19 protein-coding genes are annotated in these 18,941 nt (G+C 68.8%); 6 read left to right on the top strand and 13 right to left on the bottom strand.

The genetic code is table 11. The features are described from left to right. Positions 1 to 33: 33 nt before the first annotated feature. From ACU5AP_RS04600 to rplS, 4 genes are all read left to right on the top strand, one after another. Positions 34 to 1,698, top strand: coding sequence for a thiamine pyrophosphate-binding protein (locus ACU5AP_RS04600; protein ID WP_446680856.1), 1,665 nt, complete (start codon positions 34 to 36; stop codon positions 1,696 to 1,698). A 100-nt stretch (positions 1,699 to 1,798) separates the two neighbouring features. Continuing rightward, on the top strand, positions 1,799 to 3,637 hold the full coding sequence (locus ACU5AP_RS04595) for a DUF885 domain-containing protein (RefSeq protein WP_446680855.1): 1,839 nt from the start codon (positions 1,799 to 1,801) through the stop codon (positions 3,635 to 3,637). Between the two features lie 171 nt (positions 3,638 to 3,808). Then, positions 3,809 to 4,519: a tRNA (guanosine(37)-N1)-methyltransferase TrmD gene (trmD, locus tag ACU5AP_RS04590; RefSeq protein ID WP_003166210.1), complete on the top strand. Its 711-nt coding sequence runs from the start codon at positions 3,809 to 3,811 to the stop codon at positions 4,517 to 4,519. Positions 4,520 to 4,535: 16 nt separating this feature from the next. Next, a complete protein-coding gene (gene rplS / locus ACU5AP_RS04585) occupies positions 4,536 to 4,952 on the top strand; it encodes a 50S ribosomal protein L19 (RefSeq protein ID WP_003166211.1) in 417 nt (138 codons plus the stop codon). Positions 4,953 to 5,072: 120 nt separating this feature from the next. On the opposite strand, the gene ACU5AP_RS04580 is transcribed toward rplS, so the two are convergent. The 5 genes from ACU5AP_RS04580 to ACU5AP_RS04560 form a co-directional block, all read right to left on the bottom strand. After that, positions 5,073 to 5,522: a PA2169 family four-helix-bundle protein gene (locus tag ACU5AP_RS04580; RefSeq protein WP_223850616.1), complete on the bottom strand. Its 450-nt coding sequence runs from the start codon at positions 5,520 to 5,522 to the stop codon at positions 5,073 to 5,075. Between the two features lie 59 nt (positions 5,523 to 5,581). Then, entirely contained in the window at positions 5,582 to 6,424 is an 843-nt protein-coding gene (locus ACU5AP_RS04575) for a tryptophan 2,3-dioxygenase (protein WP_003166213.1), read from the bottom strand. Positions 6,425 to 6,480: 56 nt separating this feature from the next. After that, positions 6,481 to 7,011, bottom strand: a complete 531-nt coding sequence (locus ACU5AP_RS04570; protein WP_046652349.1) for a CHAP domain-containing protein — start codon at positions 7,009 to 7,011, stop codon at positions 6,481 to 6,483. Positions 7,012 to 7,043: 32 nt separating this feature from the next. Beyond that, on the bottom strand, positions 7,044 to 8,177 hold the full coding sequence (locus tag ACU5AP_RS04565) for an acyltransferase family protein (RefSeq protein WP_446680854.1): 1,134 nt from the start codon (positions 8,175 to 8,177) through the stop codon (positions 7,044 to 7,046). 82 nt (positions 8,178 to 8,259) lie between these two features. After that, entirely contained in the window at positions 8,260 to 8,724 is a 465-nt protein-coding gene (locus tag ACU5AP_RS04560; RefSeq protein WP_040346237.1) for a COG3650 family protein, read from the bottom strand. A gap of 96 nt (positions 8,725 to 8,820) precedes the next feature. Here ACU5AP_RS04560 and ACU5AP_RS04555 point away from each other — a divergent pair, with 96 nt between their 5' ends. Continuing rightward, positions 8,821 to 9,981 (top strand): DNA cytosine methyltransferase, encoded by a 1,161-nt coding sequence (locus ACU5AP_RS04555; protein ID WP_446680853.1) that lies wholly within the window; start codon positions 8,821 to 8,823, stop codon positions 9,979 to 9,981. A 4-nt stretch (positions 9,982 to 9,985) separates the two neighbouring features. Here ACU5AP_RS04555 and ACU5AP_RS04550 read toward each other — a convergent pair whose 3' ends face one another. The 4 genes from ACU5AP_RS04550 to ACU5AP_RS04535 all read right to left on the bottom strand — a co-directional run bounded on the left by ACU5AP_RS04550 (position 9,986) and on the right by ACU5AP_RS04535 (position 14,177). Beyond that, positions 9,986 to 10,294, bottom strand: coding sequence for a hypothetical protein (locus tag ACU5AP_RS04550; protein ID WP_312052466.1), 309 nt, complete (start codon positions 10,292 to 10,294; stop codon positions 9,986 to 9,988). A gap of 8 nt (positions 10,295 to 10,302) precedes the next feature. After that, the gene (locus tag ACU5AP_RS04545) at positions 10,303 to 10,662 is read right to left on the bottom strand and encodes a YdbL family protein (RefSeq protein ID WP_046652354.1); all 360 of its coding nucleotides are present in this window, start codon (positions 10,660 to 10,662) and stop codon (positions 10,303 to 10,305) included. A gap of 19 nt (positions 10,663 to 10,681) precedes the next feature. Next, on the bottom strand, positions 10,682 to 10,870 hold the full coding sequence (locus ACU5AP_RS04540) for a YnbE family lipoprotein (protein ID WP_040346241.1): 189 nt from the start codon (positions 10,868 to 10,870) through the stop codon (positions 10,682 to 10,684). Between the two features lie 88 nt (positions 10,871 to 10,958). Next, on the bottom strand, positions 10,959 to 14,177 hold the full coding sequence (locus ACU5AP_RS04535) for an intermembrane phospholipid transport protein YdbH family protein (protein WP_446680852.1): 3,219 nt from the start codon (positions 14,175 to 14,177) through the stop codon (positions 10,959 to 10,961). 329 nt (positions 14,178 to 14,506) lie between these two features. Here ACU5AP_RS04535 and ACU5AP_RS04530 point away from each other — a divergent pair, with 329 nt between their 5' ends. After that, complete coding sequence (locus ACU5AP_RS04530) at positions 14,507 to 15,862, top strand: M23 family metallopeptidase (RefSeq protein ID WP_046652356.1); 1,356 nt, start codon at positions 14,507 to 14,509, stop codon at positions 15,860 to 15,862. Positions 15,863 to 15,884: 22 nt separating this feature from the next. Here the strand turns inward: ACU5AP_RS04530 and ACU5AP_RS04525 are convergent, their stop codons facing one another. The 4 genes from ACU5AP_RS04525 to ACU5AP_RS04510 all read right to left on the bottom strand — a co-directional run bounded on the left by ACU5AP_RS04525 (position 15,885) and on the right by ACU5AP_RS04510 (position 18,863). Then, positions 15,885 to 17,537, bottom strand: a complete 1,653-nt coding sequence (locus ACU5AP_RS04525) for a TadG family pilus assembly protein (RefSeq protein ID WP_223850618.1) — start codon at positions 17,535 to 17,537, stop codon at positions 15,885 to 15,887. Between the two features lies 1 nt (position 17,538). After that, a complete protein-coding gene (locus tag ACU5AP_RS04520) occupies positions 17,539 to 17,958 on the bottom strand; it encodes a TadE/TadG family type IV pilus assembly protein (protein WP_181409296.1) in 420 nt (139 codons plus the stop codon). A gap of 114 nt (positions 17,959 to 18,072) precedes the next feature. Next, the gene (locus tag ACU5AP_RS04515; protein WP_003166223.1) at positions 18,073 to 18,480 is read right to left on the bottom strand and encodes a hypothetical protein; all 408 of its coding nucleotides are present in this window, start codon (positions 18,478 to 18,480) and stop codon (positions 18,073 to 18,075) included. A gap of 26 nt (positions 18,481 to 18,506) precedes the next feature. Then, positions 18,507 to 18,863 (bottom strand): hypothetical protein, encoded by a 357-nt coding sequence (locus ACU5AP_RS04510; RefSeq protein ID WP_003166224.1) that lies wholly within the window; start codon positions 18,861 to 18,863, stop codon positions 18,507 to 18,509. Between the last annotated feature and the right edge of the window lie 78 nt (positions 18,864 to 18,941).

Here is an 18,941-nt window from a genome sequence, read left to right as displayed (position 1 = left end):
CAATTCATCCTTCAATCTGCTAACGGCGAAAGCATGACGCAAGCTTCCGGAACCGCCGCCCGCCGTTTGGTCGAAACCCTGGTGATGAACGGGGTCGACAAGGTCTTCTGCGTGCCGGGCGAGAGCTATCTCGCCGTGCTCGACGCCCTGGCCGACGTGCGAGACCAGATCGAGGTCATCGTCTGCCGCCACGAGGCCGGCGCCGCCAACATGGCCGAAGCCTACGGCAAGCTGACCGGACGCCCCGGCGTCTGCATGGTCACGCGCGGACCGGGCGCCACCCACGCCTCGATCGGCGTGCATACGGCGCATCAGGATTCGACGCCGATGATCCTGTTCGTCGGTCAGATCGCCCTGACCGACCGCGGCCGCGGCGCCTTTCAGGAAGTCGACTACCGCGAAGTGTTCGGCGGCCTGGCCAAATGGGCGACCGAGATCGAGAGCCCGGAGCGCACGGTGGAAGTGGTCGAGCGCGCCTTCGCCACGGCCCAGCAAGGCCGCATGGGCCCGGTGGTCGTCGCCCTGCCCGAGAATATCCTACACGAGGACGGCGGCCCCTCGCCCATCCGCCCCGTCGTCCCGGCCAGGGCGGCCCTGGACCCGGCCTTCGTCGAACAGGTGCGCGAGCGCCTGTCGCGCGCCGAACGCCCGATGCTGATCCTGGGCGGCTCCGGCTGGAGCGATGAGGCGACGGACGCGATCTCCGGCTGGGCCGAACGCCTGGGCCTGCCGGTCGCCCTGTCCTTCCGCCGCAAGGATCTGATCCGCAACGACCACCCCGGCTATGCGGGCGACCTCGGCCTGGGGCCCAACCCCAAGCTGGTGGCGCGGGTCAAGGACGCCGACCTGCTGCTGGTGATCGGCGCGCGCATGGGCGAGAACCCGACCCAGGGCTACACCCTGTTGGACCGCACCAAGACGGCCGAAACCCTGATCCACATCCATCCGGGCCCCGAAGAGCTGGGCCGCGTCTGGGCGCCCGCCCTGTCAGCGGCGGCGGACAATTCGCTGGCGGCCCTGGCCCTGTCGACTGTCGAGCCGAGCCGCGTCTGGGCCGAACAGGGCGCGACGGCCCATGCCGACTTCCTCGCCTTCTCCTCGCCCATCGAGGTGAACAGCGCCGTCAATATGAGCGAGGTCATCGCCCACCTGGCCGACGCCCTGCCCGAGGACGCCATCATCACCAACGGCGCAGGCAATTTCGCCGCCTGGCTGCACCGCTTCCACCGCCATCAGGCCCGCCGCACCCAGCTGGCCCCGACCTCGGGCGCCATGGGCTATGGCTATCCCGCCGCGCTGGGGGCCAAGGCGGTTGATCCGGCGCGCGAAGTGGTCTGCATCGCCGGCGACGGCGACTTCATGATGAGCGCCAACGAGATGGCCACCGCCGCCCAATACGGCCTCGGCGTCGTCGTGGTCGTCGTGGACAACGGCACCTTCGGCACCATCCGCATGCACCAGGAGCGGGAATACCCGGCCCGCGTCATCGCCACCGAGCTGAAGAACCCCGACTTCGTCAAATACGCCGAGGCTTTCGGCGCCTTCGCCGTTCGGTGCGAGATGACCGGCGATTTCCCGGCGGCTCTGGCGGCCGCGCGAGAGGCGGCGGCAGGCGGGCGCCCTGCCCTGATCCATCTGATCACCGACGCCGAACAGATCGCGCCGGGCCGCACGATCACGCAGTTGCGCGGCGGGTAAGGCGCCCCCTCTCCCGGCGGGAGAGGGCTGCCTCCCGGCTTGCGTCCCGCCACGCTTCGCGAAAGAGTGCCCCCTTATTGTACCGAGGGGGGTCTTTCTCATGCGTCGTCTTCTGATTTCATCCGCCGCCGTCCTGGCGCTTTGCGCCGCCGCGCCCGCTGCCATGGCAGAGGGGGCCGCGCCCGTCGCCGCGACCACCCAGGCCCAGAGCGAGGACGCCCGGCTCAACGCCTTCTTCGAACAGGCCTTCGAAGCGCGCGTGGCGCTGAGCCCCCAGCGCATGACCTCGCTGGGCCGCAAGACCGACTATGACAAGCTGGACGACGTCTCCGACGTCGCCGCCGAACGCTCCCTGGCCCTGCAGGAAACCCAGCTGGCGCAGATGAAGGCCCAGTTCGACCCGGCCAAGCTGAGCGAGCAGAGCCGCCTGTCCTGGCGTCTGTTCGAACACGGGGTGCAGCAGGCCCGCCTGTCGAACCAGTGGCGCGACTGGGGCTTCCAGTTCGCCGCCAACGGCAACCCGACGACCAGCCTGCCGGTCTTCCTCATCAACAACCACCGCATCGGCAGCGTCTCGGACGCCGAGGCCTATGTCGCCCGCTTGAACGCCGCCGAACGCTACATGGGCCAGGTGGCAGACACCCTGACGGCGCGCGCCGGCAAGGGCGTGGTCTCGCCGCGCTTCGTCTTCGAGCCCTCGATCGACAACACCCGCGCGGTGATCGCCGGCGCCCCGTTCGACGGCGCCGCCGACAATCCGGTCTGGGCCGACTTCCAGAAGAAGATCGCCGCCCTGGACGCCGATCAGGCGACCAAGGACCGCCTGCTGGCCTCGGCCCGCACGGCCCTGACCGGCCCGTACAAGCGCGGCTTCGACACGGTTCTGGCGGCGCTCGGCCAGGTGCAGACCCAGGCCGACAGTGACGCGGGCGTCTGGCGCCTGCCGCAGGGCGAGGCCTATTACAACGCGCGCCTGCGGCTCTCGACCACCACCGACCTGACCGCCGACCAGATCCATCAGATCGGCCTGGACGAGGTCGCCCGCATCCAGCGCGACATGGAGACGATCAAGACCCAGGTCGGCTTCACCGGCTCGCTGCAGGACTTCTTCGCCTTCCTGAAAACCGATCCGCAGTTCCAGTATCCGAACACGCCGGAAGGCAAGGAAGCCTATCTGACCGACGCCCGCGCCTTTGTGGCCCAGGTCATGGCCGTAGCGCCGCAGTGGTTCTCCAACCTGCCCAAGGCCCCGCTGGAGGTCCGCGCGGTCGAGCCGTTCCGTGAGGCGACGGCCTCCATCGCCTTCTACAACTCGCCTGCACCGGACGGCTCGCGCCCCGGCATCTACTACGTCAACCTGTCGGACATGACCCAGGTGCTGAAGCCCCAAATCGAGGGCATCAGCTATCACGAGGGCGCGCCGGGCCACCACTTCCAGATCGCCTATGCGCAGGAGATGGAGCACCTGCCCAGTTTCCGCCGCTTCGGCGGTTACGGCGCCTATTCCGAAGGCTGGGGCCTGTATTCCGAGCGCCTGGGCAAGGAGATGGGCTTCTATCAGGATCCCTATTCCGACTTCGGCCGTCTCTCTACCGAGTTGTGGCGTGCGGTGCGTCTGGTGACCGACACCGGCCTGCACGCCAAGCGCTGGAGCCGTGAGCAGGCGATGGACTACTTCCGCCACAACTCCCTGCTGTCCGAGCGCGACATCCAGAAGGAGGTCGAGCGCTACATCACCAACCCCGGCCAGGCGACCAGCTACAAGATCGGCGAGCTGAAGATCGAGGAACTGCGCGCCAAGGCCGAGGCGGCGCTGGGCGACAAGTTCGACATCAAGGACTTCCACACCGTGGTCCTGGGATCGGGCGCCGTGCCGCTGGACGTTCTGGGCGACCTGGTCGACGCTTGGATCGCCAAGGGCGGCGGCGCGCCCAACTAAGTCTTCCTTCTCCCCTCCGGGGGAGAAGGCGGGCGCCGGAGGCGCTCGGATGAGGGGGAGGTTTCAGCGCACGCGCGGCTGACGTCTCGCTTTCATCCGCCCGCCCCCTCATCCGTCATGCTGACGCATGACACCTTCTCCCCCGAGGGGAGAAGGGCTAGGAGGCTGCCCATGCCCTTTACCGCCACCGTCCTGACCATGTTCCCCGAGGCCTTTCCCGGACCGCTGGGGGTGTCGCTGATCGGCGCCGCCTGGCGCGAGAAGGGGCTGTGGGACTTGCAGACGCTGGACATTCGCGCGTTTTCCGAAGATAAGCGCGGCTTCCTGGACGACACCCCTGCGGGCGGCGGTCCTGGTCAGGTGCTGAAAGCGGACGTGGTGGCCAGGGCTCTCGACAGCCTGGAAGGCCCGCCTAGGCCGCTTTTGTACATGAGCGCACGCGGTCGACCCCTGACGCAGGCGCGAGTGACGGAATGGGCCAAGGCCGACGGCATCGTCGTGCTGTGCGGCCGTTTCGAGGGGGTGGACCAACGGGTGCTCGACGCCCGGGGGTTCGAGGAGGTCTCCGTCGGGGACGCGGTGCTCGCCGGCGGCGAGGCGGCGGCCATGGTGGCGATCGAGGCGTGCGTCCGGTTGGTTCCGGGGGTTCTGGGTGCGGCGGAAAGCCTGTCCACCGAGAGCTTCGAGGACGACCTGCTTGAGCATCCGCAGTACACGCGACCGCGGACGTTCGAGGGCCACGACATCCCCGAGATCCTGTTGTCAGGCGATCACAAGAAGATCGCCAAATGGCGCCAGGAGCAAAGGGAAAAGACCACGCGGGAGCGGCGCCCGGATCTCTGGGAGCGGCATCTCGCCAACTTACAGCTAAAGAGCAAATAAGCTCCGGAGAGACACTATGAACATCGTCCAGCAACTCGCTGCCGAAGAAAAAGCCCGCCTGCTCGAAGGCAAGACCATCCCCGAATTCCAGCCGGGCGACACCCTGCGCGTCAACGTGCGCATCAAGGAAGGCGAGCGCGAACGCATCCAGGCGTTCGAAGGCGTCTGCATCGCCCGTGACGGCGGCGGCATCAACGAGACCTTCACGGTCCGCAAGATTTCCTTCGGCGAAGGCGTGGAGCGTCGCTTCCCGATCCTGTCGCCGAACGTCGACTCCATCGAAGTGAAGCGTCGCGGCGTCGTCCGTCGCGCCAAGCTGTACTACCTGCGCGACCGCCGCGGTAAGTCGGCCCGTATCGCCGAGCGCCAGACGGCCCGCAAGGTCGCCGTCCCGGCCACCGGCACGGCCGAGAAGGCCGGCGACGAGGCCTGATTTCAGGCTTCGGCTTCACGCTGAAGATCAAGAGCCCCGGCGGAGACGCCGGGGCTTTTTAGTATCTGACCTCTAGTGCGCAAACACTCGCCGCGCGGCGGCTCGCTGCTTGAGCGCCTCTTAGCCCGCCAGTCCCTGTTTCAGGGCGCTCAGTTGGCCGCGCCCCGCCCGGACCTCGTCATAGGCGCGGCGGATGGTCTCCTTGGTCGTCGCCGACAGGGCGTCATCCGACAGCGCGCGCTCAAAGCGCATCTTCAGCTGATCCTCGCCGCTTTCCACCATGCCGAGCACTGAGGCGTCGTTGCGCAGCAGGGCGTGCTTCACATCCATGAAGGCCCGCTGGGCCTTGGCCAGAATGGAGCCGTCTTCCTCCGGCGATCCGCCGCGTTCGCGCACCGTCGCCTTGAACGCCTCGGCCAGACGACGCCGCTCGGCCGCCCGCGCCTCGAACCAGGTGCGATAGGGGCCGTCCGCCGCCTCCACGGCCGCCTGATGATAGCCGTCGGCGCTGTCGACCAGCCCCTCGACCAAACCATTGAGGGTCTTGATGTCGTGGCTATTGCCGCTCATCGGAAACCTCCGTTGCTGCTCAAGAGAGAAACCCCTGCCAGCGGCGAAGGTTTCCAGCGTCACAGCTTGGTGCGCAGCGACCACAGCTCGGGGAAGCAGCGGCGCTTCAGCGTCTCGACCAGATAGCCGACGCCGTCGGTGCCGCCCGTGCCCTGGCGACGGCCGATGATGCGCTCGACCGTAACCACATGCTTGTGCCGCCACGTCAGCAGGGCGTCGTCCAGATCGACCAGCTTTTCGGCCAGTTGGTACAGCGGCCACCAGCGCTCGGTGTCGCGATAGACCTCCAGCCAGGCGGCCTCGACGCCCTCGTTCGCCTCATAGGACTGGCTGACGTCGCGGTTGAGCACGGCCTCCGGCACGGGCAGGCCCGCCTTGGCCAGCTGGCGCAGGGCGTCGTCGTAGAGGCTGGGCGCCTCCAGGGCCGCCTGCAGCGCCGCATGGGCGTCAGGGCGTTCGGCGTGGAAGCGCAGGAAGCGCGGGTCTTTCAGGCCCAGCATGGTCTCCAGACGACGGAACTGGTCGCTCTGGAAGCCCGAACTGGCGCCCAGGTCGCCGCGGAACTTCAGGTAGTCGGCGGGCGTCATGGTGGCCAGGATGTCCCAGCTCTGGGTCATCACCGACTGGATGCGGCTGACGCGGGCCAGGCTCTTGTAGGCGGGCACAAGATCGCCCGCGCGCACCAGCGTCTGCGCCAGCGCCACCTCGTGCAGGATCTGCTTGAGCCACAGTTCCTTGGTCTGGTGGATGATGACGAACAGCATTTCGTCATGCTGGTCGGAGCGCGGCTTCTGGGCGGACAGGATGTCGTCGAGCGCCAGATAGCCGGCGTAGGTCACGCCCTGCGGCTCATGCTTGGCCGTCTCGATCGCGTGTCCGCGGATGTCGTTTGCTTCGGTCATGCGCCAGCTATCGCCCGATCAGCCGGGCGGGGCCAGACCCTTTTTGACTTGAGAAACTAGTTGGCGGCGCGGTCGTCGGCGACGGCGTTGGCGGCCATCTGACGGCCGTTGGCGAAGGCGTCGCGGGCGTTGTTGTAGATGAAGCCGTAGGTCGGATAGACGGTCGTGCCCAGATCGTTGATCGGGTTGTACCAGACCTTCACCCGGCTCCAGTCGCCCGAGGACGAGACGTCCACGACGGTGACGTTTTCCTCGACCTTGCCGCGGCTGCCGCCCCAATTGGCGTGAGTGACGCGGATCACGCGGTCGGTCAGGACGTCGGAGACGACGGCGACGTGGCCGGCGCTCATGCGGCCGTGGGGCTGGAACACCAGCACCGAGCCGGTCTCAGGCGCGTCGCCGGTGCGGAACTTGCTGACGGCCTGACGCCACCAGGTCCAGGCGTCGCCGAAGATCTGAATCCCCGAGAACATGCGCGCGAAGGTCACGCACTGCCAATAGGGGTCGCCGGCCTGAGCCGGGGTCGTGCTGAAGGCGAAGAAGCCAAGGGTCGCCGCAAGGGCGGCGGCTGTGAGCCGTTTCATCATCTGGCGTGCTCCCGACTGAACGCGGACAAGCCTTAGACGATAGGGTCAGAATGTTGAAGAACTGTTTCCGACTGTTTCCCCGGCTGATCCACAGATGATCGCCGCTTCGCCGCCCATCCACGCAGGAAACGACGGGCCGGGCGCTCGATCAGCTGGTGAACAATCGCCGCCGCGACAATCAAGCCCGCGATGACCGCCAGCCACAATACGAGAGGAAGCTGCTTGTCTTCCGCTCCGGTCAGGCGCGCCGCGACATTGACCGCCAGGATCTGCCACGGGGCGCACAGCATATAGACCGCATAGCTGATCTCGCCGAGATAGACTGCGGGCGCGGAGCCGAGAACGCCCGCCTTGTTCGCCGGAATGCTAGCCAAGGCCAGGATCAGCAGGCTGCCGGACAGGACGGTGATCCCGTCCCAGCTCATCAGCGAGGCGCTGAGCGCCATCACGACCGCCGCCGCCAGGGCCAGCAGGCCCGCGCGCGGCAAGGGCGCCCGGCGATAGACCAGGTAGAGGGCGCAGCCGTAGGCGAAGCAGGGCACGATCCGCAGCGCGCCCCATTTGAAGGTCGCCTCGGTCAGGCGATAGCCGGCGACGCGCTCAAAACCGACATAGAGGGCGGCAAGGAACAGCGCCGCCGCCCCTGTCGCCAGCCACGGCCGGTTCCGCAACTTCCACGCTGCGGCGGCGAAGACGGGGAAGGTCAGATAGGCGAACCACTCGGCCGAGATAGACCAGGACGGGTGGTTCCAGCCCGCCTCGCCCGCAAACCCCCAGGCGTGGACCATCAGCAGGTTGGGCAGCAGCGTCTTCCAGCTGAGGATGCTGGCGTCGATCGCCATGCCGGCCGCCGTCGCCGCCAGCCCCAGAGCCATGACGCCGAAGAGGGTGAACAGGTGCAGCGGATAGACCCGCGCGATGCGCGCCCACAGGAAGCCCCTGTAGCCGAAGCGTTTCTCGCCGAACGCCTGCAGATAGACGTGGCTGAGGATGAAGCCCGACAGGACGAAGAAGAGCTCGACGCCCAGATAGCCCTTGGCCGCCAGGGCGGGCATGCCGCCGACCGCCAGATTGGGCCACATCAGATAGACCACGACCCACAGGGCCGCGAGGAACCTGAGCGAAGTCAGGGGACGGATGTCGATCGGCGTCGCTACGGGCGTCATGGGACCATCCTGGCCGGTGAACCGACCGGGGACAGCCCGGCCGCATAACAGCGCTCAATGCAAGCCGGGCGCCAGCTTCGCCTTACTCTACGCGGCCGCTCTCCCCGGCCCTCTCGATGGCGGCCGTGGCGGCGGCGCAGCCGGTCAGGGTCTCATCCCCGATCTCGACCTTGGCGGTCAGGGGATAGGTGCGGTCGCTCATGCCGTCCGAGCAGTCCGTCGCCGTCAGGGTGACGGTCAGATCCGTCCCGGCCTCGGTCTTGGCGGTCCAGCTGGCGACCGTGCCCTGCAAGCTCGGACCGGGATTGGCGGCCTTCTGCTCGGCCCGGTCGACGCCGGAATAGGTCAGGCCGTCCGGCTTGATCTCCACCGCCCAGAAGGGCTCGGTTCCCAGCACGCGCACCGGCTGGTCCAGATCGACGCCCGCCAGGGCGCGCGGCTCGACCTTGGCGGGCGCGGGCGCCTTTTCAGCGGGCTGCGAGCAGGCGGCCAGGGCCAAAGACAGAGTCAGGGACAAGGCGGCGGCGGAGAGGAGGGCGACGCGCATGGCGGTCCTTTCTGAAAATTCGCGGCCAAAGTCCCGGTTTGCCTTCCCCCCGTCAAGACAGGCGCCAAAGCGGCTCGCCTGGGTTAATGTCCCCTCATGCCGATTCGCCCCGCCCCGATTGCAGACGCAGGCGCCGCCTTCACCGCCTGCGAATTCTTCGCGGGAGGCGGTCTGGCGGGGCTGGGGCTGAACCTGGACGGCGTCGGTTTCCGCACCGTTCTGGCCAACGACATCGACGCGGCCAAGGCGCGCGCCTTTCGCGCCAACCACCCCGAGACCTCGCTGATCCACGCCGACGTCTGGGCGGTGACGCCGGATCAGGTTCCGGGCGCGCCCGACCTGTGCTGGGCGTCGTCGCCGTGTCAGGACGTCAGCCTGGCGGGCGCGCGCGGCGGGCTGAAGGCCCAGCGCTCGGGCGCCTTCTGGGGCTTCTGGAAGCTGATGCAGGGGTTGGACGCCGAAGGCCGCGCCCCGGCCGTCATCGTGCTGGAGAATGTCGTCGGCCTACTGACCTCGGGCGAGGGGCAGGATTTCGCCGCCGTCTGCGGGGCCATGGCCGAGGCGGGCTATACGGTCGGCGCCCTGGAGATCGACGCCGGGCTGTGGCTGCCGCAGTCGCGCCCGCGCCTGTTCATCATCGCCATGCGGGGCGTCGAGGGGCCGCGCCTGCCCGCCCCCGCCCAACCCTTCCATTCCTCGCGCCTGATCTCCGCCTGGGAGCGCCTGCCCGAAGCGGCGAAGGCGAACTGGGCCTGGTGGCGGCTGGCCGCTCCGCCGCGCCGCAACCTCGACCTGGCGGCCGTTCTGGAAGCTGAGGCGCCCTGTTTCAGCGAAGCGGAGACGCAGACCCTGCTGACCATGCTGTCGCCGCTGCACCGGGCGCGGCTGGAGACGCTCAAAGCCTCAGGCGAGCGGCGCGTCGGCGCAGCCTTCCGCCGGGTGCGAACCAAGGACGGGAAAAAGCTGCAACGGCTGGAGATGCGCTTCGACGGTCTGGCCGGATGCCTGCGCACGCCGTCGGGCGGTTCATCGCGCCAGTACGTCGTCATCGTCGAGGACGGCCGCGTCGCCATGCGCCGTCTGACCGGGCGCGAGGCCGCCCGCCTGATGGGGGTGGACGACGCCTATCGCCTGCCCGCCAGCGAAAGCGCGGCGCTGAAGCTGATGGGCGACGCCGTGGCCGTGCCGGTGGTGGACGCCCTGGCGCGCGGCCTGTTCCTGCCCGCCCTCTCCGGCCAGGCGGAAGCCGCCGCCTGAAGCCTTAGTAGTAGAGGTCGTCGTCCTTGCGGTCCTCGGCGCTCTCGATGCCGGGGTCGAAGCTATTGTCGACCTGATCGTCCCAGCCGTCGCGATCAGAGCGGAAGGCCAGGGCCATCAGCCCCCAGGCCAGGCCGACCGTGCCCAGCACGCCCAGCCCCATGGCGATCCAGCCGTGCATGCTCATCTCGCCCCCGCCGATCAGACGCCAATAGGCCGCCAGCCCAAGCGTGCTGACGGCCGATATGGCGACGGCGAGGAGCAACGACCGCAGAAGCCGGACCAGCCGCCCGCCTCTGGAGGTCGATGTCATGGCTCAGCTCAGCGCTGGACCCACTGGCCCTGGGCGTTCTTGTACCACTGGCCCGAGCTGATGCGCGGCAGCAGCTGGGTCTCGAACATCCGGGCGCCGGCCACTTCGGCCGAGGTGCCGGCGTCGGCGGCGCTGCGGGCGTAGGCCTGGCGGCGGCCGGCGTTGGTCGCGCTGATGGCGGCCTGGGTAGGACCGTCGACCGAGGTGCGCACGCCGACGTAGCCGTCGGCCTGCTCGCCCGCCGCGCCGGCGGCCTTGGCCTGATCGACCAGAGCCTTCTGCGAGGCGGTCTGAGCCACGGCGGCGCCGGCGGCGACGCCCAGAGCGGCGACAGCGGCCACAGCCACGAAGAGTTTGCGGTAAGTCATGTCAAAGCCCCCTTTCGTATCAGAACAGGTTGGGGTTTTCGCGGAGCAGGTTCTGCAGTTCCTGGTCCAGCTTGATGCGGATGTCGGCGTCCAGCTTGGCGTAGATCTGCAGCGGCTCGCTGAACTTGATGTTCACCGTAGGCGCGCATGCGGCCAGGCTGACGGCGCCGAGGCCGAGCATGGCGACGATCTGACGCTTGCTGATCATGGGGCCGGTCTCCGAGGGCGGCGTTGGAAGTCATCGCCACTAAACGCTGCGGCGTGTGAATGGGTTCTGAACAAAGCGCGGCCGCGACTCAAGGCGTTTCATCCGTCGTCAGCACGGGCGTTTCGCCGCGCCGGGCGTATTCCAGAAGATCCGAGATGATCTGGTTGGCGTTCCACGTCGTGTCCAGCGTCAGATCGATCGGCGTATCCGACGGCAGATTCAGCTTCTTGTTGAGGAAGTCGCGACGGATCAACTCCATGAAGGTCAGGCGAAGCTGCTCGCGCTCCGGCGGATCGTGGCGGCCGTTGATGCGGAAGCGAACGCCGAGCCGTCCCTGATCCAGGCTGTTGACCTCGGCAGTCAGGTCGCTGATCGCCAGATCCTGCATGGCCTGATAGGCCAGATCCTGCATGGTGTTGGGCGGCACGCCCGTCTCGCCTCCGCCGCCGGCGGCCAGGTCGTCGAACACCTGGGGCTGGATCGACAGACGGCCGGGCCGCACCCCGTTCAGCACGCCGCCGACGATGCGCCAGCCGTCCTTGGGGTCATAGGTGAAGGGCAGCCGCCCCGACACCACGGCGTCGAACTCGGCCTTGTCCTGAAGATTGGCGCTCTTCAGCAGTTCGTTCAGCTGCACGCCTTCGACCACGACCACCCCGCCCCAGCCTTCGCCCGGCGTCAGCGGCAGCGAAAGAGGCTCGACGCTGATGCGCCCGCCCGCCGCCTGGATCTGGCCGCCGCCGATGGTCAGGGCCTTTTCGTCCAGGCCGAAGGAGAGCTGAAGATCGGTCAGCGGCGTCACCGTCTGCACCCGGTCGGCGGTCAGCGTCTGGTTCGGGGCGGTGATCAGCGGCGTCAGGCTAGTGAACTCCACCCGCCCCTTCAGCCCCTGGACCTTGCCCGCCGGGCTGGTGAAATCCAGCTCCGGCACCGTCAGGACGCCCGAACTGGTCGCGCCCTCGGCCGCCCAGTCGAACCGCCCCTCGAACCCGGCCGAACCTTCGACCGGCGACTTCACATAGTCGGCCACGATCGGGCTGAGGTCGTCCGGCTGAAGCCCATGCTCGGTGAAGGCCAGGCTGGGCGCCGAGATCACCGCCCCGCCCGCTTCGGCCTGAACGTCATGGCGCACCTCGACGCGGCCGACGGCGTGGTCCAGTCGGCTGAGATCAAAGCCGGCGCTCCAGACGTCGCCCGCCAGCCGCGCCTCGCCCTTGGCCTGAAGCGGCAGGAAGCGGACCGGATCGGCTGTGTCCGCGACCTGGGCCTTGCTGACGCCCACCCGCATCGACAGCCCCTTGGCCGCGCCGTCGACGACCAGATCGCCCTCGGCGCCCGTGAAGCCGACCTCGAAGACGGGCGCCGTCGCCGCCACCTCGGCCAGCCGCGCCTGAGCGCGCCAGGCGCCGTTGCGGGCGGTGAACAAGGGCGTCGACGTCGGACACACGCGGCCGGACACGGCCTCGACCGAGTTCTCGCCCAGGTCGAGCTTGTCCAGCGTCACCGGAATACAGTCGCTCGCCGTATAGGTCAGGCGCCCGCCCGCCGAGGCCAGTTCGCCCTGGGTGCTGAAGGCGATCCCGCGCGCCGGACCGAAGTCCAGAGCCGCCCGCCCCTTCAGCTTCGCCGCGAAACCGCCCGGCGTCAGCCGCCATTCAACGCCGTCGAAGCGCGCCTCGGGCAGGCCGCCGCCGCGTATCGACGCCACGCTGAAGGCCCCGCGCGTCGCCCCGCCCGCCGTCAGGGACAGGGTCGGCCCCGTCGCCGCCGACAGCCTCAACTCGCCGCCGTTGGCCGGGCGGGCGGTGATCGGCCGCAGCAGGGTCAGCTCGACCCCGGCGTTGTCGCTGATCAGCCTCACCTGGGGCGCATCCAGGGCGAAGGCGCCCAGCGCCCGCTTCAACTCCGCCAGCTCCGGAAGATCGTCGGCCAGCGGCGCGCCCAGCACCGGCGCCGAAACCCGATCCGCCCCCAGCGCGCCGGTCGCGCTGATCCGCGTGATGGAATCCCGCACCAGGTCGAAGTCGAGGCGGCCCCGCGCCCCGTCCAGCGTCACGTCGCCGGTCGCCAGCCGCCGCGCCGTCAAGGTCGCCGGCCCTTGAACCTCGAAGGCCGCGCCCTTGCCCCCGGCCTGAATCGCGTTCGAGGCGACGACCGCCTGGGTCAGCCGGTTCTCGCCGAACCGGCCCGACGCCGCCGTCAGCCGCAGGGGCGAGGCCGCGCGCCACTTCATCTCCTGGCCTTCCGTCCCGCCCGACGTCGACAGGGTCAGGCGGCTGAGGTCCAGCGCCGCCTGGCGAACCTCCATACCCTCGCCCTGAAGCCGGTCCGCCGTCGCCGACGCCTTCGCCTCGCCCTTGAGGCTATAGGCGTTGAGCCAGCCTTCGACCGCCCCGGCGAAATTCATCGTCGCCGCCGCCTGACGCGCCGTCGCCCCGGCCCCGGCCAGTTCATCCGCCGTCAGCCGCGCGGTCAGACCGATCCGCCCGTCGCCGCGCCGGGTCTTCATGTCCGGGTAGGGCAGGTCGCCGCTGAGGCTGAGCGCAGCCCCCTGCCCGCCGACGCCCGCCACAGCGAAGCGCTCGGCCTGGGCGTCCAGCTTCACCGCCGTACGGTCGCCCACGGTCGTCACCTCAATGACCCCGCCCAGGCCGCGCGCCTCGGTCTCGCCGCTCTTGAGCGAGGCGGCGGGCATCCGCCCCGACAGCCGCATCAGCTTGCCGTCGTCGATCCGCGCGTCCGCCAGCAGGCGAATCGGGCCGTATTCGGTGTCGAGCCGCGCCTGGCCGCCTTCGACGATGACCAGGGGCGCGCGGGAATCCGGCTTGGGCGGCTTGCCGGTGAACTCCTCGACCAGGGGATCAAGGCTGCCCAGCGACAGCTTGCCGTCCTTCCACGCCGCGCGCACGATCGGGCGGACCAGACGGACGCGGCTGGGCGTCACCCCCAGCCCGGCCTTCGACCACGGCAGGCCCACGGCGTAGTCGACCTCGACCCGCTCGACCTTGAAATCGGGGTTCTTGGGGTCGCCGATGGAGACCTTGCCGACGAAGCCGTTGAGCTCCAGCCGTTCGACCTCGACGTCGGCGTCTATGCCCTTGCGGTCCAGCCAGCCGACCAGCAGTTCGCGCGCCGCCGCCCGCCGGTTCAGATAGACGGTCGCCGCCAGCACCAGCAGCAAGGCCAGCAGGATCAGCAGCGTCCGGGCCGCCAGCCGCAGCCGCCGCGGCCTTCCCTTGCCGGACGGCGCGCCAGAGGAATGAGCGGGTCCGGCGTCGGACCCTGAGGTGGCGATGTCGTCGGTCAAGGGGGCGCGGCGTTCAACTTAACAGGAAGGGCAACAACGCCACAGAATGCGCGACAACAACAGTCGTTGCAGAATGAGCACTGCGGCGTGACACCTCCGCCACTACCAATCGACCTCAACTACAAGAAGGCGAAGTTTGGCGTGAGACTCACGCAGAACGCTAAATTACTGCACATCATCGCCGCCACGTTAACCAATCGTAACATTCCATCTTCCCAAGATGGGACGTGCGGGCTATACGGCTCGCTTCGCGTTCGTCGGGCGACCGGCAAACGCGTCGAGATTCGACTGTTTTGGCGCGGAACGCGTCGCCGACTTGCCGGGGACCCATGGCTCAGTTCGATCCTCGCCGCCAGCCTGTCCGGCTCGCGCCGCACCTGCTGACGACCTGCGCCGCTGTGGGCATCGCCCTGCTGGCCGGTCGTGGATATGAACAGGTGAAGGCCGAGGAAGTTCCGGCCCTGACCGCGGCGCAGATCGAATCGCTGGAAGCCCAGGCCTACGCCGCCGCCGCCGCGCCGGCCGGCATGACCGCCCCGGAAGCCATCCCCGTCCAGATCCGCCGCGGCGAGACCTTCGAGCAGGCCGTGCGCCGCACCGGCATCGGCGCCGACGAGGCCCGCGCCGTGGCCGCCACCGTCGCCAGCGCCTTCGACCTGAAAGACATGCGCGCGGGCCTGCGCTTCGAAACCGCCGTGTCCAAGCCGCGCGGCGGCCTGGGCGACGCCCGCCTGATCGGCCTGACCATGCGCACCGGCCCGGCCAGCCAGCTGACCGTGTCGCGCAGCTTCGACGGCGCCCTTCGCCTGCGCTCGCTGGACGAGAAGATCACCGAGGAAACCGTCGTCGCCAACGACAAGGTGCAGCGCTCCCTGTCGGCCAGCGCCCGCGAACTGGGCGCCACCTCGGCCGTGGTGCGTCGCGCCAGCCAGCTGTTCGCCCACAAGTTCGACATGCAGCGCGACGTGCGCGCGTCGGACGAGTTCACCCTGGTCTTCGACCGCACGGTCACGGAATCGGGCCGCACGGTGGAAACCGGCGAACTGCTCTACGCCGAGCTGAAGGGCCACGCCTTCTACCGCTTCCAGCCCGCCGGCTCAAAGACGGCCCAGTATTTCGACGCCACGGGCAAGAACACGCGCACCGCCATGATGCGCACCCCGCTGCAGAACTTCCGTCGCGTCAGCTCCAACTTCGGCGTCCGCACCCACCCCATCTCGGGCTATCGCAAGATGCACCAGGGGATGGACTTCGCCGCCTCCACCGGCACGCCAGTCGTGGCCCCCGCCGACGGGGTGGTGGTCGAGGCCCGTCGCTGGGGCGGTTACGGCAACTGGCTGCGCATCCGCCACTCGAACGGCCTGGAAAGCGGTTACGGCCACCTGTCGCGTTTCGCCTCGGGCATGCGCGCCGGTCAACGCGTGACCCAGGGCCAGGTCGTGGCCTACGTCGGTTCGACCGGCGCCTCGACCGGTCCGCACCTGCACTATGAAATCTGGCGCAACGGCCAGCGGATCAATCCGGCCGGCATCAAGACCCAGGAAGGCACCGTCCTGGCGGGCGCCGATCTGGCCGCCTTCCGCGCCGAGAAGGCCCGCATCGACCGCGTCATCGCCGCCGGCGGCCAACGCCGCCCGGCCGCCGTGCAGCAAGCCGCCAACGGCCTGCGTCCCGCCGAGGGCTGATCCCCTCTTCCAAGCGCTGATCTCAGCCGACCAGTTGCGGAACGCCGCCCTGGTTCGGACAGCGTACGCCATGCACCCAGACGTCGGCCTCGCCTAGCCGAACGCCGAGCAGCTCCAGCAACGGCTGAACCACGCCGTCCAGCACCGGCCCCAGCGGCGTCAATACGGCCGCCAGAAGTTGGGTCACCAGGTGCAGCGGTATGCCCAGGGCCGTCAGCTTGGTGTCCCGCAACAGGGTCGTCAGCAGCCCATTCGCAAACCCCTTGGCCTTGACGCTCTTGGGCTGCGCCGAACCGATCTCAGCCCCTGTAAAGCGCAGCTCGCTCCATTCCACATCCGCGACCTGAATATCGGCGCTGCCCTCGACGGCGATCAGCAACACAGACACCAGCCTGGCCGGGCTGACCTTGAGCTCGGACTTGAAGTCGCGCAGGCGCTTCTCGTCGATCTCGCCCAGACGCACGCGGGCCACGCCGGGCCGCGCCTCGATCAAGACACGCGGCTCGCCCTGGCACTGAACCGCCTTCAGCCGCGCCTCGGCGCTGGCCGCCTCGACCAGGATGGGAACCTTGACCTGCGCCAACAGGCCGACCAACGGGACTTTGTCCAACGCCGTCGCCTTCAGATAGAGGCGCGTCTGCACCGTGCGGATGATGGGCTCGCCAGTGCTGGTCACGGTCAGCCAGGGCGCGCGATTGGGTCGCTCGCCGATGGCCAGCATGACGTCGAGGTCCGCCAGCCCCGTGCGGGCGCCCACGTCCAGGGCCAGCTGACGCTCCTGATTGGCGGTCTGCAGCGTCGCCATCAACAGGTCCATGGCCGAAACCTCGGCGTTCAGTCCGCGCCGCAAGCCTTCGCGCGCATCCGCCTCGACGCCGATCAGTTCATCCAGCTTCACCGTCGCGCTCGCCGGAAGGCGGGTCAGCTTGCCCAGCGCGCTCTGGGCGCCCGAGCCGGCCACGGCCTCCAATGCCTTCAGCACCTGGCCGGTCTGGGCCTCATGCGCCAGCAAGGCGTCATAGTCGCCCGCGGCGACGCCCAGCTCCGCCGCCAGGGCGTCCGAGAATTGCAGCAGATTGACCCGCGCGTCGGCCAGGGCGCGATAATCCATCACCGTCAGTGACACATGGCTCCCCAACAGGCCGGACAACAGGGCGTTGGCCAGGCCCCCATCCAGGCTCGCCAGCCGCGAGCCGATGGAGAACATGGCGCTGGGTTGGCCGCCCGGCAGGGCCGCCATCGCCGACTTGGACACCGTCACGCTGTCACGCCCCATGATCCAGCGGCCGAAATAGAGCGGCGCCGGCGCGCTCAGAACCACGCGGGCGGCGTTGGGGCGGGCCGCGCCTGGGGTGAAGCGTGCAGCGGGCTTCAACCGACGATCCGGCGTATAGCCGCCGAGCTGAAGCCGCACGCTCGCCAGATCCGCCAGATTGGCGCGGGCGGTGTCGGCGGCGGCGGCCTCGGTCCGCGCCAAAGGCTGCGACAGGGTCTGGGCGGCGGCCAGGGCCGATAGATCCGCCGCGCCCTGCACCTCGCGCCCCTTCAGCACCATGGAGCCCACATCAACCGCCAAGGCCGCTGCGATACAGATCAGAGCGCTGAACACGGCCGCCATGACGGCCACCCCGCCCCGGTCGTCGCCCCAGCGGCTCATACGTCGGCGCGGGCGCATCTCAGCTCTCCTCGACGCGGATGACGGCGGCGCGGCGAATGGTGCGGGGCGGCGGCACGGTCAGCGGCGACAGGGCCATCAGCGGATGACCGCCCGCATCATAGGCGACCTCCACCCTGACCCGCCCCGGCTCGGCCCGCACCCCCACGACGGCGTCGGCGGCCTTGAGGCCGAGATCCTTCAGCTGCGCCTCGACCACCTCTCGTGCAAGTTGTTCCCGCTCGGCCGCATCCAGCCCCGCGATCGCCGCCCGCGCGCCCTCGGATACGGCCGACTGGACCGAATGCGCCATCCAGAACCAGGCGCCGTAGACGACCATCCCCACCAACAGCAGGAAGAACACCGGCCCTACAAGGGCCAACTCAACCGCCGCTGCGCCCTCGCGCTCTTCGCCCCGGATACGTGCATAGCTTCGCATCATCGCACCTCATGACGCGATGATCATCGTTATTACAACTTAAAGGAGAATGTAGGCGCGTGATGAATACGCCCTAACCCTCGCTGGCGTTCAACAAATGCCCGGCGGCGCGCGAGTTTAAACCCGCGACCGGCTGCGCCTTCTCGTGAGGCTCCCGATCATGAGAGAGCCGATCACGCCGATGTTCCAGACATAGTAGGCCGAGATATAGCCCCACTGCTCCAGCTGCAAATTGGAGGCGAAGGCGTAATGGGTGGCCAGCACCAGGAATTGGAAGCCCGCCGCTGCGATCAACCACCGACGGCCGCTGCTGACGACGCCGTACAGAAGGAGCAGGAACACCCCCGCGTCCGCTCCGATCGCGAACCAGGGCGGCGACCGATGATCGAACGGGGCGACGGCCGAGATCACCCCCGCCACGATGATGGCGATCGCTACAGCGCGCTCCCAGGGGCCGCCGCGGACGAGGGCGAGCCCCGTCGCAACGGCCAGCAGGATAATCGTGAACAGGAAAATGGGCGACATGGCGCACCATGCCACCCACAGATGATTCAGCCCACCCGTTCGATAAGCGAGAGACGGACGTTGCGCGGAATCTGCTGGTCCTCCTTGTCCAGGCCGACCAGTTGCACGCCGCGGAAGCGCGTCGTCTCCTTCACATTGGCGAGGGCCTCGTGCAGCTCGACCATTGCGGCCTGGGCGGCGACCTGGGCCGCCATCGCTCTGGCCAGGGCGTCAAACGCCGGCTGGCCGACGGTGGCGGACAGGCCCGCGTCCTTTCGACCGCGGGTCAGGGCTTGGGCGAGGCCCCCGAGACGTTCGATCGATTGATCCTGCCCGTCCTCGGCCCGTTTGAGCGCGCGCTGTATGCGCGAGGCGATCAAGGTCGCCTGCTCGGTTCTCTTCATCAGTTCAGTGTCTTCCGGTATTGAAGCCGGCGAACCTTCAGGAGCCGTACCGCAGCTTCTGCAGTACGAAGGCGAACT

It is taken from the genome of Brevundimonas sp. RM1, from assembly GCF_052907225.1.
Note: the sequence above shows the minus strand (reverse complement) of the source record. Positions and strands in the feature narration are given on the sequence as shown.

Coding starts and splice junctions, on each gene's coding strand:
- ACU5AP_RS04520 (WP_181409296.1), bottom strand. CDS start 17,958: ATGATGCGAAGCTATGCACGTATCCGGGGCGAAGAGCGCGAGGGCGCA.
- ACU5AP_RS04570 (WP_046652349.1), bottom strand. CDS start 7,011: ATGATGAAACGGCTCACAGCCGCCGCCCTTGCGGCGACCCTTGGCTTC.
- ACU5AP_RS04515 (WP_003166223.1), bottom strand. CDS start 18,480: ATGTCGCCCATTTTCCTGTTCACGATTATCCTGCTGGCCGTTGCGACG.
- ACU5AP_RS04555 (WP_446680853.1), top strand. CDS start 8,821: ATGCCGATTCGCCCCGCCCCGATTGCAGACGCAGGCGCCGCCTTCACC.
- ACU5AP_RS04575 (WP_003166213.1), bottom strand. CDS start 6,424: ATGACCGAAGCAAACGACATCCGCGGACACGCGATCGAGACGGCCAAG.
- ACU5AP_RS04595 (WP_446680855.1), top strand. CDS start 1,799: ATGCGTCGTCTTCTGATTTCATCCGCCGCCGTCCTGGCGCTTTGCGCC.
- ACU5AP_RS04510 (WP_003166224.1), bottom strand. CDS start 18,863: ATGAAGAGAACCGAGCAGGCGACCTTGATCGCCTCGCGCATACAGCGC.
- ACU5AP_RS04550 (WP_312052466.1), bottom strand. CDS start 10,294: ATGACATCGACCTCCAGAGGCGGGCGGCTGGTCCGGCTTCTGCGGTCG.
- ACU5AP_RS04560 (WP_040346237.1), bottom strand. CDS start 8,724: ATGCGCGTCGCCCTCCTCTCCGCCGCCGCCTTGTCCCTGACTCTGTCT.
- trmD (WP_003166210.1), top strand. CDS start 3,809: ATGCCCTTTACCGCCACCGTCCTGACCATGTTCCCCGAGGCCTTTCCC.
- ACU5AP_RS04540 (WP_040346241.1), bottom strand. CDS start 10,870: ATGATCAGCAAGCGTCAGATCGTCGCCATGCTCGGCCTCGGCGCCGTC.
- rplS (WP_003166211.1), top strand. CDS start 4,536: ATGAACATCGTCCAGCAACTCGCTGCCGAAGAAAAAGCCCGCCTGCTC.
- ACU5AP_RS04600 (WP_446680856.1), top strand. CDS start 34: ATGACGCAAGCTTCCGGAACCGCCGCCCGCCGTTTGGTCGAAACCCTG.
- ACU5AP_RS04565 (WP_446680854.1), bottom strand. CDS start 8,177: ATGACGCCCGTAGCGACGCCGATCGACATCCGTCCCCTGACTTCGCTC.
- ACU5AP_RS04580 (WP_223850616.1), bottom strand. CDS start 5,522: ATGAGCGGCAATAGCCACGACATCAAGACCCTCAATGGTTTGGTCGAG.
- ACU5AP_RS04525 (WP_223850618.1), bottom strand. CDS start 17,537: ATGCGCCCGCGCCGACGTATGAGCCGCTGGGGCGACGACCGGGGCGGG.
- ACU5AP_RS04530 (WP_046652356.1), top strand. CDS start 14,507: ATGGCTCAGTTCGATCCTCGCCGCCAGCCTGTCCGGCTCGCGCCGCAC.
- ACU5AP_RS04545 (WP_046652354.1), bottom strand. CDS start 10,662: ATGACTTACCGCAAACTCTTCGTGGCTGTGGCCGCTGTCGCCGCTCTG.